Here is a 13,595-nt window from a genome sequence, read left to right as displayed (position 1 = left end):
AGTTTTTTTCACTACAACTATCATAACAAGATATTTGATTTGAAATTTTACAAGATATTATGAAATGTGTTGAAGATGTTAAGAATGTGACTGCCTTTAAGAGCAATGTATTTAATCGCCACAATTCACAGATAATAAAAAACCAGCACAATGGCTGGTCAAATATTAAGTGGCAATTTAATTTTAAGCTTTTACAACATGCTATCTAATGTCAGAACAAATGATTAATCACTGGAATATCTTCTTGTGTTTGATGCTCTTCGTCAGCAACCACTTGCCGTGCGACGTGCATGATTAATTGACGCAACCAACGATGTGCGGGATGGTGCTGTAATAACGGTGACCACGCCATCGTTAGCTCAAACTCAGGGATAAAAAATGGTGGCTCAACCATCATAATACTGTCATTGTTTGCTTGCATCCGTGCCACCCGGGTAGGCAGGGTTGCAATCAAGTCTTTATTTGCCGCTAGCATAGCTGGCATTTGGTAATGACGGGTAAACACACTAATTTTTCGTTTTTGTCCCAAACGCTGCAATGCTTGATCGATAGACCCTAGACCGCCAGACTTGTCTGGATTGACCCCAAAGCCCACCCCCATACCCGTTTTTGACACCCAAACGTGCGGTGCTTTAAGGTAGTTTTTAAGATTAAAGCGATGAGCATAAGGACTATCAGAAGATAACAAGCAACTAAAAGTATCACGCCAAACCAATACTTGATGGAAACTTTGCGGTATTTCATTAAAGCGATTAATAGCCAAATCTACCCGGCCCTGCTCCATATCACGGTAAGAAACATCCGATGGCGTTAAGAAATCTAAGATAACGTTCGGCGCTTCTGAACGTAATGCTTTGACCAATTTCGGTACCAGCGTTGCTTCAGCATAATCTGAAGTCATGATACGAAACACTCGCGAAGTACTATAGGGTCGAAACTCCGTTCTTGGCTCGAGTACTTGGGTAAGATCAGCAAGTATTTCACGGATACGGGGTTGGAGCTCGAGTGCGCGCTCGGTCGGGGTCATACCTTCAGATGAACGCACTAGCAATGGATCATTAAATAGTTTACGTAGACGACGCAAAATATTGCTCATCGCCGGTTGGGTGATTCCCAACTGTTCAGCGGCACGTGTCACATTTTTTTCTCTTAGCAATACATCTAAATGTACCAATAAATTCAAATCAACCCGCTGCAAATTCATATATTTTTCTCTTTGCTATAGAATAAATGCTACTTAAATTTTGGCAATTTTGCGCACTATTATAGTTTTTACATCGCATTAAACAGTATGATACCACTGTTTTTTTAACTGGATTTCACCTGAATTAGGATAAAATGTACCAGCGTCAATGTAAAACGACTGTCTCAAGCCTTTGTTTTTATTATACTATAACCAAATAAAATACCCAAGATAATAATCATAAACTAGATAAATCTTGGCAAGGCAGTTATAGTGAGTAATATAGATGAGTCAAAGCACAGATGATAAATTCTATGTTGGGTTGCTAATTACTTATATAAATTTCTAGACACTTATGAGCCGCGCTAGACTTCAATGACTAACGTATGTATTTTAACAACGCGGCAATTGCCTATACAATAGTTGCTTATACAAGTGTTACTGATATATTTAGTGTCAGCAGCCTCCAATATTTAGGTCGTTCATTGTTAAGTAAACGCCCGGTTATTATAGCATTTCTTGCTGGCGAGTAGTGATACTGCTACTTCCTAGTATTATAAAAGGCATGTTAAATACAACCAGATCACCTTCTCAAGTCTGATAGATAGCAATGGCATGCAGTTGAACCTCGTATCGCACTACCGAATATCAATTACCCTTACATGCTTACTAAAACTTAGGTCCCATGCGACACTGATAGCCGATGGTCTTGTCCTTATTTATGTCAGAAACTAAATATAGATAATGCGGTATTTAGATAATGAGTATCATGGTGGTTTATAAGTAACCAACTATTTTTTAGCAATCAAATCAAGCAAACCACTTGTATTTACCAGCAGGTTTGTTTAGGGTAATGGGGCTAAGATTTACGATAAATTACTATTTGTGGTTTATGGATCGAACTTCAATATATTCTTAGTCATGCTTAGCCATGCCAGCAAACATTAAATTTAGATCTAATCAATGCAATCGTAATCCCAGCAAATCCTATACAAAGAATGCAAGCATAATGGTGATGACTTTTATCACCCGGTTTTTTGTGCATTAGTATTTAATACCCCACCAAGGAGAAGTCTAGATGTCAACTTATACATCTGCGTTAGAACTAGTACGTGAACTAAAGCAAAAACATGGCAATTGGGAAAATATCAGCGAAACTGATGCCGCACGTATGATGGTACAAAACCGCTTTAAAACCGGCTTAGATATTGCAAAATATACGGCCGATATCATGCGCCAAGACATGGAAGAGTACGATAACGACACCTCTCAGTACACCCAGTCTCTAGGTGCTTGGCATGGTTTTGTGGCCCAACAAACTATGTACGCCAACAAAAAATACTTCAACACCACTTCAAAAAAATACATCTACCTTTCAGGTTGGATGGTTGCCGCTCTACGTTCAGAGTTTGGTCCATTACCTGACCAATCTATGCACGAAAAAACTGCCGTACCTAAGCTAATCGAAGAAATCTACACCTTCTTGCGTCAAGCAGATGCTAAAGTGCTCAACGACTACTTCCGTGAGCTCAACGATGCTGAAGAAGCCGGTAAAGACACCCAAGAAATTCAAGCAAAAATTGAAAACTTTGAATCACATGTCGTGCCAATTATTGCTGACATTGATGCCGGTTTCGGTAACGAAGAAGCGACTTACCTATTGGCTAAAAAGATTATCGAAGCGGGTGCTTGTGCCCTACAGCTCGAAAACCAAGTATCTGATGCTAAGCAGTGTGGCCATCAAGCTGGTAAAGTTACCGTACCGCATGAAGACTATATCGCAAAAATTAACGCTATTCGTTATGCATTCTTAGAGCTAGGTGTTGAAAACGGTATTATTGTTGCTCGTACTGATTCTGAAGGCGCGTCACTTACGCAAAAAATCCCAGTATCAAATGAGCCAGGTGATTTGGCTTCTAAATACATCGACTTTATCGAGATGGAAGAAATCACTCTTGATCAGGCGCATGAAAATGACAGCTTGCTTAAGCATGATGGCAAATTGGTGCGTCCAGTACGCTTGGCAAATGGTCTATACCAGTTCCGTGAAGACACTAACATTGATCGTGTTGTCCTTGACTGCGTCACGGCACTTGAAAATGGCGCTGATCTACTATGGATCGAAACCCCAACGCCAGATATCGAACACATCAAAATGATGGTCGATCGTATTAGAGAAGAGCAGCCAAAAGCGAAATTGGTCTATAACAATAGCCCATCGTTTAACTGGACCCTAAATTTCCGTAAGCAAGTAGTCGCTAAATGGGAAAAAGAAGGCTACGACATGTCGCAATACAACAAAGACGACTTGATGAGCTCTGATTACGATGGTACTGAACTCAATACTGAAGCTGATAAGCTGGCCAAAGACTTCCAGAAAGATGCGGCACGTGAAGCGGGTGTATTCCATCATCTAATCACCCTACCGACTTATCACACTACTGCACTAGAGATGCATAAGCTTGTGAAAGGTTACTTTGGTGAAGACGGTATGCTTGCTTATGTCGCTGGCGTACAACGTAAAGAAATCCGTGAAGGGGTATCAGCTGTTAAGCACCAAGCAATGGCAGGTTCTGACATCGGTGATGATCATAAAGAGATCTTCTCAGGTGACAACGCGCTAAAAGCGGGCGGCGGCAAAAACACGATGGATCAGTTCAAATAGGCACTATGCTATAAGTAAGCCCTAGAAGTAAAAATAACAGCCGCCCTACAGCATGTAGGGCGGCTTTTTTGTTGCAGATTGAGTAATATTAGCCTTAATAAATAGCTATTACCTGGATTCGTGTGATATTAATTAGATGTAGATCTTTGCCATAATAATAAGCAATCAAAATCATAGGGAAAATACCATGCAAGAAATAGAACTTAAATTTTTAATCCCTCAAGCGCGTCTAAAAGGCCTAATGCGCCAAGCAAGGGTAAAGTCGTCACAACTCACACACATGGCCGCCCATTATTATGATACCTCTGAGCAAGATTTGGCACAGGCTGGTATTGGGCTGCGTATTCGTCAAGAAGGCGATGTTTGGGTACAGACTATCAAGGCCGGTGGCGATGGTATCGCTGCGCGCTTAGAGCATAATACGATATTAGATAATGAACACGTACAAGCGATGCTAGATACTAATGAATTGATGCCTGATTTAACACTTTATAAAGACACCGCTATCGCACCAGCACTGGCTGATTTTAAACTCAAAAAACTAGCAAAAAAATTAACACGCCAATATCTGACTGATGTGGCGCGCACCACGCGCCTGCTAATAGAAGACAGTAATGAAGAAAACAGTAGCAAGGAAAGGAGCACGATTGAAGTCGCTTATGATCTTGGACAGATTATCCACGGTAGTGACGACTCTCAGTGCCAAGATATCCACGAGATTGAGTTTGAGCTCGTATCAGGTGAGCTGGCGTTTTTATTTGCGACTGCTAAAACCTGGTGTAAACGTTATAAGCTGTGCTTGTCCACCGTAACCAAAGCTGAGCGCGGTGGTTTGCTGGTTAAAGGACACTCATATAGCCCAGCAGTTTGTGCTGACCTTGGGCAGTTAAATGTGAATCAACACAGCAGTAGGCCTGCCTTTGTACGCGCAGCGGTACACAACTGTCTATTACAGATACTTCCGAACAGCAGTGCTATCGCGGCAGGTAGCCGAGATGATCAGCACGTCTTACAGCTGCGTATTGGCATCCGTCGCCTGCAGGTCACCCTAAAAGCTTTTGAAAAATTCTCAGATCAACTCAATGCCGAGTGGCATTCGATATTAAAACAAACCGCGGCTTTACTCGGTGATTACCGCGAGCTTGCTCATCTAGCAACGACTATTGAGCCTGATCTTCGGCAACGAGGTGCACCTAGCATCGATTGGGCTATAGACCTTGAACGAATTAAAATCACACCTATGGATACGGTACGTGCCAATGACTTTCAAATTATTCTTCTTGAGCTCATTGAATTTACCATGAGCGATCCCAGCACTGAGCCCCAAGCAAACAAGCTCGCTATGGATAAGCTGCCGAAGATATTAGCTAAAAAACATATAAAACTACTCGAAGCTGAGCAGGATTTTGAGGATTTTCAATATAATGACTCTAAACGCGATGGCTTAAAAAACAGCGACTTAGTAAATAGTGACTTGGAAGATAATTCTGTAGAGCAAGACAATCTAGAGCCTAGTCATTCAAGTAGCAATCCTGTACATAAAGTACGCCGTCATCTTAAAGACTTACGCTATGTGAGTGAGTTTGCCGCGCCGTTGTATGCTAAAAAGAACAGCAAACGCTGGCTTAAGCGCTTAATAAAGGCGCAAAAAGCGTTAGGACAGTATCAAGATCATAACTACTATCAACAGTGCTATCAGCAAAAGGCATTTACCGACCCTAACGCGTTATATGGAGCAGGATGGTTTGCCGCACTGTTAAAAGATGACGGTAAACGCATGCAAAAGCGGCTGGCTCGTATTCAAGATAGTGCGATGTTTTGGTAAAATGCTGACCCAGAAAAATAAAAAAGACAGCCCAAGTTAATGATGCTGTCTTTTTTTATTTCTCTAACGCTATAGCAATTTTTTAACTTGCTGATCTCAATCAACCAATCCAAACACCTTCATGCGCTCATTAAGCGGCTGATAGCTTTTTTCGCCAGCAGGCTCGAGGATATTGCCAAATGGCATTTGTGCGATTAGATCCCAATTTTTGGGAACCGAAAATGCTGTTGCGACGTCATCATCAATCAGTGGATTATAGTGTTGAAGGCTGGCACCAACCTCTAAGGTGCTAAGCTCGGTCCACATGGCATACTGGTGCATCGCTGAGGTCTGATGTGCCCATAAAGGGAACTTATCGGCATATAGCGCAAACTTATCTTGCAACGACGTCACAACTTCTCTGTCTTCAAAGAACAGCACTGTTCCTGCCCCAGCACGGAAGCCATCTATTTTCTGTTTGCTACTCGAAAAGTCTCCATCGCCGACAGTCTGACGCAGATTGGCTTCGGTAATGTCCCATAGCTGTTGATGGTGCTCACCAAATAATACTATCAGTCGCGACGACTGCGAATTAAAGCAAGAAGGTGTCTGTAGTATTACACGTTCAGCGATATCAACAATCGCCCGTGGGTCTACTGGCAAATCGTTGCCTAGAGCATAAATAGTACGGCGTTCTTCAAACGCTTGTTGTAGAGTCACTAGGCTGGCTTTGGTCATTATTGTTATCCTTGTAATAATTATTACTACGTTTGGTAAATTAGTATTATGGTTTGATTGCTATGAATTTGAGGGTTATCGCTGCTTCAAGATAAATAACCCAAATAGAAGTCTTCATAAGACATCGTAAGTACCAATATCCTTAAGTACAAATATTGAGCCTTTACTCACAATCTTGAAGGCTACTATAGCAATTAACTTAACAAACATTGGTTACTGTTAATTTTATTTTATTAATAACCTTGTAAATAAGCCTTGTGAACGTGGCTTTTCTAACATCAAAGATCTAATGAATGTCTATAACCATACGCTTTGCCGATTACCAAAGCTGTCACCTATTTATTTAATGCTAGTGATGTCGCTAACATCACTAATAATAGAAACAGCAGTGCCCTCGTCTACCTGCGCGAACATTGTGATAATGTCTTGATTGCGCATACGTACACAACCATGTGAACGCGGTGAACCCATAGGTTCGCTATCAGGTGTACCATGAATATAGATATAACGCTGGAAGGTATCACAGCCACCTTGACTATTACTGCCTTTGTTCACACCGATCTCAAGTCCGCTCAGCCACAAAATTCGGCTTAATATCCAATCACGTTCAGGCTGCTTAGCGCCTAGAGCAGCGCTATAAATTTCTCCTGTAGCCACGCGCCCGATAAATACTGTATTGATAGCCTCACTACCCCCTATCTTTTGGGCAATGACGTGTGCCCCAAGTGGGGTACGGCCACTGTCTTGCTGACTACCAATGCCATTCTTAGCAGTAGATATCGTATAACGGCAAACCTCAGTATGCTCTTGAAGTAAGGTCAAGGTTTGCTCAGCAATATTAATGATTAGCTGTGTGCTTGGCTGATTATTTGGTGTCATAAAGGGCTGTCCGGCTGTTATTTAGAAGTATTGTAGCTACAAACTCTCATGAATTAATAAAAAATCTAATTTTAAGGGATTGTATCAAGGCAGTTGGCACCGTAATATAGGGGCTCACTTTTTGATGCTAGCAAATTATGACGTCTATTTCACCGACACGTGTGTCGATGTATGATTTTTTATATCAAGATACTCAGCCTATGGTGTCGTTGTTGGCAGATGCGGCCCAGCTGTCATTACCCCAAACGCAGCTTGCGCTCGGTGCCAGCTTGCAAGCAATCGTCAGTGCTTTGCTCGCCTATCAGCAGCGCTATCAAGGTCAAGCGGTTCGAAAAAAGCTTTTTGGTCGTAGCGCAGTTAAAGAGCTGCGACACTATAACGCCATGAACTTTGTGACCATCAAGGCCACTTTGTACCATCGTCATGATACCGCTAACGCCTTATTTGGTGATAGTGCACAGGTCATTAAGGCCAGCGAGCATATTGCGACCCAAATTGATGCGACCACGCCACAAGCGCAAACTTTACTGACTTGTCTGTGTGTCATCGTCTTACGTGAGTTGGCTATCTTAACCGACTACAGTCAGATTGATAATGATGAGATGGATAAATGGTTTGCATTGCAGCCGCAGTTTTTATCAGTAGGCCGTCTGACCACTATTGGACCGATAACAGTAACAGATGCTGTTAAAAAAGACATGAGTATCGAAGAAAAAGCTGCACCCTCAGAATCAATAGCGCCAGAAATAAAAGATCCTTCTTTAGATTCTGAGCGGCTAGTGTCTAACCAGCTACTGAGCGCGCCGCCACCTTTTGACCCTTACTGGTACGAGTTGACCACGTTTAAACCTGATAATCATGAACCTAATAATCATGAACCTGTACAAGACATGCAGGAAGCCACGGCAGATTACTTAAAAGTCATTGGTCGCTCATCAGAAAATATCCAGCAGGGTCGACATAACGACTTATTGATATTTGCACAGATGCGTGCCATCACATTACCGCACCAACGCTGGCTATTGCAACTTGCTAAAATTTCAGACATTTACTTGCAGCAAAATCGGCTGCGTATTACCTCTGAGCCACCCACCCCACCGACCGTGCCACTGGTGACTTTAAGGTCAATTGGTGACAATGATGACAATATCCCAATTGCTACTAGCGAGACCCCTATTGAGCATAACGCGCCGACACCCCTATGGAAAAACCCTATTATTCTTATTATTATTCTAGTGATTGGTAGTCTTGGCGCACTGGCTACCCTAAAGTACCAAATGAAGAAGTCTAATGGTGCGATACCAGCGACTGAAGTAGTCTTAGAGCAGGACCTCGCTGAAAAGCGACAGCAGCAAGATACAGCAGTTATAAAAGAGGATGATACAGATAAAAACTAGACCTAAAGCACTAAAGCTATAGTCAATGAAAAGTAATATCGATACATAACGTACTGCTGGCATAAGTTTTTCTTGCTTGCTGTGCCTACGCAGACAGAGGCTGCAAAAAGCTTATACCAGCAGTACCATAGCGTTTTTAAGGTATTTTAACTATATTAGTGAATACCCAACCCTAAAAGGTAAAATCAACGGCAATAAAAAAACAGAGACGTGATGTCTCTGTTTTTTTATTGCCGTTTTTTCGCTACTCTATTTAGACAAATCACGACCACGGCTGGCTTCGATCGCCAAACGTAAACCATTTAAACGAATGAAACCTTCCGCATCTTTTTGATCATAAGCACCGGCATCATCTTCAAAGGTAGCGATTTTTTCATCAAATAGTGAATCGTCTGACTTACGCCCGACTACACTGACACTACCTTTATATAGCTTCACGCGAACCGTACCGTTAACATATTCTTGTGACTTATCAATTAAGGCTTGTAGCATCATACGCTCAGGGCTGAACCAATAGCCATTATAGATAATTTTCGCATAGCGCGGCATCAGCTCATCTTTTAGATGCGCGGCTTCACGGTCTAGCGTTAATGATTCAATACCGCGATGCGCTTTTAGCATAATGTTACCTGCTGGAGTCTCATAACAGCCCCGTGATTTCATGCCCACGTAACGGTTTTCTACAATATCCAAACGGCCAATACCATGACTGCCACCAATTTCATTCAGCTTAATCATGATTTCATACGGCTTGAGTCGCTCGCCATCAATAGCAACCATGTCACCTTTTTCGTATTCTAATTCTAAATATTGCGCTTGATCTGGTGCTTGTTCTGGGCTCACTGACCAACGCCACATGTCATCTTCTGCTTCAGCGTATGGGTCTTCTAAAATGCCACCCTCATAAGAGATGTGTAATAAGTTGGCATCCATTGAATAAGGCGACTTGGTCTTATTACCCGCATAGTCAATAGCAATGTTATGTTCTTTGGCATAGTCCATCAAGCTTTCGCGGCTAGACAAGTCCCATTCACGCCAAGGCGCAATAGTAACGACATCTGGGGAAAGAGCAACAGCACCCAGCTCAAACCGTACCTGGTCATTACCTTTACCGGTTGCGCCATGGCTGATAGCGTCAGCACCATGTTCTTTGGCAATCTCAACCAAACGCTTAGCAATAAGGGGACGCGCAATAGAGGTGCCGAGTAAATACTCGCCTTCATAAATGGCATTGGCGCGGAACATAGGGAACACATAATCACGGGCAAACTCTTCGCGCAAGTCTTCAATATGAATACTCTTAATGCCCATCGCTTCTGCTTTAGCACGCGCCGGCTCGACTTCTTCGCCTTGTCCGATGTCAGCAGTGAAGGTAATCACTTCAGCATCATAGGTGTCTTGTAGCCATTTGGCGATAATGGAAGTATCTAGACCTCCAGAATAAGCCAAGACAATTTTATTGATATTTTTTGGGTCAAGCTGAGCCATGAATAACTCCTAATATGAGAATTTAGTTATAGAGTATCAAAACAATACGGAAGAATCAGTCAAAAGTTAGTTTGCCTACTCAGTGTACATCATATTTACTATGGGCAAAAGTGTAACCACCATGTGGCGCTAGGTTTTAGCTTAAATCTGAACTTGGACTGGGTCTTCATTTGACCCTGACTTTGATTGTTAAAGTATTAATCTCTCATGGTAAGTTCAGCAGTCAATTCAATGGTCAATTCAGCGGTCAGTTAAAAATGTGCTAATAAATTATGGATAGAACAAATTATGTATAGATAGTTAGGCGCATATTTAGTCAAGCAGGCAAATCTGTTATCATAGTCGCACATCAAACACTATTATTATCAGTCCTGTGCCACTTCCTTTTACCCCCATATTTTATGATATAGAGCGCTATGACACCGATTATTGATTCAATTAAAGAGTTAACCATTCTCCAACCAGACGATTGGCACATCCATTTGCGTGACAATCAAGCGCTAGCAACCACAGTACCTCATGCCGCCAATAGCTTTAACCGCGTCATCTGTATGCCAAACCTAGTGCCGCCGGTCAAAACCGCTGATGATGCCCGTGCTTATCGAGAGCGTATTTTGCAGCATCTACAAGCCAGCGATCTAACGGCCGAACGCAAAGCAGCCTTTGACCCACGTATGACCTTGTATTTGACTGACCGTACCACCGCGCAAGACATCGAACTGGCTGCGCTGTCCGGTATCGTACAGGCGGTCAAGCTTTATCCTGCTGGCGCAACTACTAACTCCGCTGATGGCGTCACCGACATCAATGCCTGCGTTGAGGTATTTGAAGCACTAGAAAAATATAATTTGCCGTTGCTGCTACATGGCGAAGTGACCCATGATCATGTTGATATCTTTGACCGCGAAAAGCGTTTTTTAGATGAAGTACTAGCACAAATTATTATGAAATTCCCAACATTAAAGATTGTGTTGGAGCATATCACCACCAGTGATGCCGCTGACTTTGTGTTGGCTCAAGGCAATCATATTGCGGCAACTATTACCCCACAGCATTTGATGCTCAACCGCAATGATTTATTACTTGGCGGCATCAAGCCACATTTTTATTGTTTGCCCATTTTAAAGCGTGCCTCGCATCAAAAAGTATTATTAGATGTGGCAACCAGTGGTAACCCTAAGTTTTTCTTGGGGACTGATTCAGCGCCGCATGCGACTGATAAAAAAGAAGCGGCTTGTGGCTGTGCAGGCTGTTATAGCTCAGCAACGGCCTTGCCGCTGTATGCCACCACTTTTGATAGCGTGGGTAAAATTGATAGGCTTGAGGGCTTTACCAGTCGCTTTGGTGCACAATTTTATGGGCTACCTGTGAACGAGAGTACCGTTACTTTAATCAATACGCCGATGCAGGTACCGACAGACTACCCTTATTTTGATGGGTCAACGCTGACGCCACTGATGGCTGGTGAAATACTACCCTGGTCTCTTAAAGTGTAGCGAACGACTCGCCATTACTACCCGATTTTTCCCGATGGCATTAATGACATATTTATACCATCAAATACTGGCCTTACCTCAATATGTCTGTACGACCGATAAAAGCGATTTAACCTGATATGACTACCCCAAATAACACTGATTTGCTTACCAATGATTCATTAACTGACCCAGTAACGGGTCAAATCGATAGTACGTTAGATAAGAGCGCCAGCCATAACCACACCGTTAATGCTGATAAAGAAAGCTCGGAAGACAAGACAGAAAGTGCGGCACCGATGACTATAAAAGAGCGTTTTCGTAAATTCTTGCCAGTCGTTGTCGATGTCGAGACGGCTGGCTTTAATGCGCAAACCGACGCCCTATTAGAGATTGCCTGTATTCCTATTTTGCTCGATGAGCATGGGGTATTTTATCCAGGAGAGGCCATTAATGCCCATATCGAGCCTTTTGAGGGCGCGAATCTAGAGCCAAGTGCGCTGGCCTTTACCGGTATAGACCCCAATAACCCCATGCGTAAAGCTATTGCCGAAGATGAAAAGACCGCGTTACGGCGAATCTTTAAAGACCTTAAAGACGTGCGCCGCGATACAGGTTGCCGTCAATGTGTATTAATTGGTCATAATGCACATTTTGATTTGGCTTTTTTAAATGCCGCTGTGTTACGTACCAATAGTAAAAACCACAACCCTTTCCATCAGTTCTCGGTATTTGACACGGTAACTCTGGCGGCACTGGCATTTGGTCAAACAGTACTAGCACGCGCCTGTAAAGCGGCAGGCCTTGATTTTGACGGTAAGGATGCTCATTCTGCATTATATGACACGCAAAAAACTGCTGAGCTGTTTTGTCATATTCTTAATCACTACCCTATGCTGCCTAATGCTTTACATACTGAACAAACCAAGGTAGAGTTGATTGATAACGACAAGCAATAATTAACAAATATAGCCGTTTTTTATAGTTATCAATAAATACTCATTTGTAGGTACTGGTTGGTAAATATTAAGCCAATCAGCGTCATGTTTACCATAACGATCCATAAGCTACTTTGTTAAAATTTTGACTTTGCCATCTTGATTTCGAAATCAATAAGGATATGATTGATACGATGATAAGCAAGTCAACTGTCAGCCCTGATCTTGTACTGTCTAAATGGAATTGATAGTTCGATTACTTGTTACTGTCCCGAGTTGCAATGACGCAATAATATTCTGTAGATGAGTTAAGTCGCCCACACCGCCTTGATAGCCAGCGATGCGCTATTTATTTGGTTTAATAAAAGGGACTTTACTATGCAACCAGATCACATTATATGGGGAACAATTCTTGGTTATATGCTGCTCGCTTTAACCATTAGCGCTTGTACCACCTTATGGATTCGCCATCATCTAAAAAACAACGACTTGCACCCACAGCGTGCGATTAAAAAGAAATATTTAACTTTAAAAAAAAATCGAAGAAAATAGCTTGACAGAAAACCACTATCCTACTATTATATGCACCACTTCAACGTAAACGGTGAAAGCAGTTGAAGCGCGTTTCTAGTCCCCATCGTCTAGAGGCCTAGGACACCGCCCTTTCACGGCGGTAACGGGGGTTCGAACCCCCCTGGGGACGCCATATATTAAAATGTTGTTAATAACAGTATTTTCAAAACTCTCAAAATCTATAAGATTTTGAGAGTTTTTTTATGCCTGATTGTTTTTCTACTTATAAGCTTTTTGCAGCCTCTGTCTGCGTAGGCACAGCAAGCAAGAAAAACGTATGCCCGCAGTAGGTTACGTATCGATATTACTTTTGATTTTCGTAATCAATGATTCAATAATGTTTCTATCAATCAACCAGGCGGGCGAACAGGCGCAAATAACGCATTACCATATTTCGAGATTGACACTATAGCGGCTTTATAGTGGGCAAACTGTACCGAGTATATTATGCCTTC

At 42.3% G+C, this 13,595-nt stretch carries 10 protein-coding genes and 1 tRNA gene; 7 read left to right on the top strand and 4 right to left on the bottom strand.

Translation table 11 applies throughout. The features are described from left to right. Nucleotides 1-211: 211 nt before the first annotated feature. Entirely contained in the window at nt 212-1,204 is a 993-nt protein-coding gene (locus tag H4W00_RS05960) for a LysR family transcriptional regulator (protein ID WP_209956676.1), read from the bottom strand. Between the two features lie 1,057 nt (nt 1,205-2,261). Here H4W00_RS05960 and H4W00_RS05955 point away from each other — a divergent pair. Further along, on the top strand, nt 2,262-3,848 hold the full coding sequence (locus H4W00_RS05955; RefSeq protein ID WP_209956675.1) for an isocitrate lyase: 1,587 nt from the start codon (nt 2,262-2,264) through the stop codon (nt 3,846-3,848). A gap of 187 nt (nt 3,849-4,035) precedes the next feature. Then, on the top strand, nt 4,036-5,673 hold the full coding sequence (locus H4W00_RS05950; protein ID WP_209956674.1) for a CYTH and CHAD domain-containing protein: 1,638 nt from the start codon (nt 4,036-4,038) through the stop codon (nt 5,671-5,673). 96 nt (nt 5,674-5,769) lie between these two features. Here H4W00_RS05950 and H4W00_RS05945 read toward each other — a convergent pair whose 3' ends face one another. Next, the gene (locus tag H4W00_RS05945; RefSeq protein ID WP_209956673.1) at nt 5,770-6,390 is read right to left on the bottom strand and encodes a nitroreductase family protein; all 621 of its coding nucleotides are present in this window, start codon (nt 6,388-6,390) and stop codon (nt 5,770-5,772) included. A gap of 339 nt (nt 6,391-6,729) precedes the next feature. After that, the gene (locus tag H4W00_RS05940; protein WP_209956672.1) at nt 6,730-7,269 is read right to left on the bottom strand and encodes a L,D-transpeptidase family protein; all 540 of its coding nucleotides are present in this window, start codon (nt 7,267-7,269) and stop codon (nt 6,730-6,732) included. Between the two features lie 137 nt (nt 7,270-7,406). Here H4W00_RS05940 and H4W00_RS05935 point away from each other — a divergent pair, with 137 nt between their 5' ends. After that, complete coding sequence (locus tag H4W00_RS05935) at nt 7,407-8,666, top strand: hypothetical protein (RefSeq protein ID WP_209956671.1); 1,260 nt, start codon at nt 7,407-7,409, stop codon at nt 8,664-8,666. A gap of 249 nt (nt 8,667-8,915) precedes the next feature. On the opposite strand, the gene H4W00_RS05930 is transcribed toward H4W00_RS05935, so the two are convergent. Next, nucleotides 8,916-10,154: an argininosuccinate synthase gene (locus H4W00_RS05930; RefSeq protein WP_209956670.1), complete on the bottom strand. Its 1,239-nt coding sequence runs from the start codon at nt 10,152-10,154 to the stop codon at nt 8,916-8,918. A gap of 416 nt (nt 10,155-10,570) precedes the next feature. Here H4W00_RS05930 and pyrC point away from each other — a divergent pair, with 416 nt between their 5' ends. The 4 genes from pyrC to H4W00_RS05910 all read left to right on the top strand — a co-directional run bounded on the left by pyrC (nt 10,571) and on the right by H4W00_RS05910 (nt 13,273). Next, the gene (pyrC, locus tag H4W00_RS05925; RefSeq protein ID WP_209956669.1) at nt 10,571-11,650 is read left to right on the top strand and encodes a dihydroorotase; all 1,080 of its coding nucleotides are present in this window, start codon (nt 10,571-10,573) and stop codon (nt 11,648-11,650) included. Between the two features lie 278 nt (nt 11,651-11,928). Continuing rightward, the gene (gene rnt / locus H4W00_RS05920) at nt 11,929-12,588 is read left to right on the top strand and encodes a ribonuclease T (protein ID WP_334684995.1); all 660 of its coding nucleotides are present in this window, start codon (nt 11,929-11,931) and stop codon (nt 12,586-12,588) included. Nucleotides 12,589-12,945: 357 nt separating this feature from the next. Further along, nucleotides 12,946-13,119 carry a hypothetical protein gene (locus H4W00_RS05915; protein ID WP_209956667.1) on the top strand — a complete coding sequence of 58 codons (174 nt, stop codon included), beginning with the start codon at nt 12,946-12,948 and terminating at the stop codon, nt 13,117-13,119. Between the two features lie 78 nt (nt 13,120-13,197). After that, a tRNA-Glu gene (locus H4W00_RS05910) sits at nt 13,198-13,273 on the top strand. Nucleotides 13,274-13,595: the final 322 nt, after the last annotated feature.

The organism is Psychrobacter sp. PL19 (assembly GCF_017875835.1).
Taxonomy (GTDB): domain Bacteria; phylum Pseudomonadota; class Gammaproteobacteria; order Pseudomonadales; family Moraxellaceae; genus Psychrobacter.
The sequence above is the reverse complement of the archived record's forward strand: the minus strand, read 5'-3'. Positions and strand labels throughout refer to the sequence as shown.

Coding starts and splice junctions, on each gene's coding strand:
- H4W00_RS05955 (WP_209956675.1), top strand. CDS start 2,262: ATGTCAACTTATACATCTGCGTTAGAACTAGTACGTGAACTAAAGCAA.
- H4W00_RS05930 (WP_209956670.1), bottom strand. CDS start 10,154: ATGGCTCAGCTTGACCCAAAAAATATCAATAAAATTGTCTTGGCTTAT.
- H4W00_RS05935 (WP_209956671.1), top strand. CDS start 7,407: ATGACGTCTATTTCACCGACACGTGTGTCGATGTATGATTTTTTATAT.
- pyrC (WP_209956669.1), top strand. CDS start 10,571: ATGACACCGATTATTGATTCAATTAAAGAGTTAACCATTCTCCAACCA.
- H4W00_RS05940 (WP_209956672.1), bottom strand. CDS start 7,269: ATGACACCAAATAATCAGCCAAGCACACAGCTAATCATTAATATTGCT.
- H4W00_RS05945 (WP_209956673.1), bottom strand. CDS start 6,390: ATGACCAAAGCCAGCCTAGTGACTCTACAACAAGCGTTTGAAGAACGC.
- H4W00_RS05950 (WP_209956674.1), top strand. CDS start 4,036: ATGCAAGAAATAGAACTTAAATTTTTAATCCCTCAAGCGCGTCTAAAA.
- H4W00_RS05915 (WP_209956667.1), top strand. CDS start 12,946: ATGCAACCAGATCACATTATATGGGGAACAATTCTTGGTTATATGCTG.
- rnt (WP_334684995.1), top strand. CDS start 11,929: ATGACTATAAAAGAGCGTTTTCGTAAATTCTTGCCAGTCGTTGTCGAT.
- H4W00_RS05960 (WP_209956676.1), bottom strand. CDS start 1,204: ATGAATTTGCAGCGGGTTGATTTGAATTTATTGGTACATTTAGATGTA.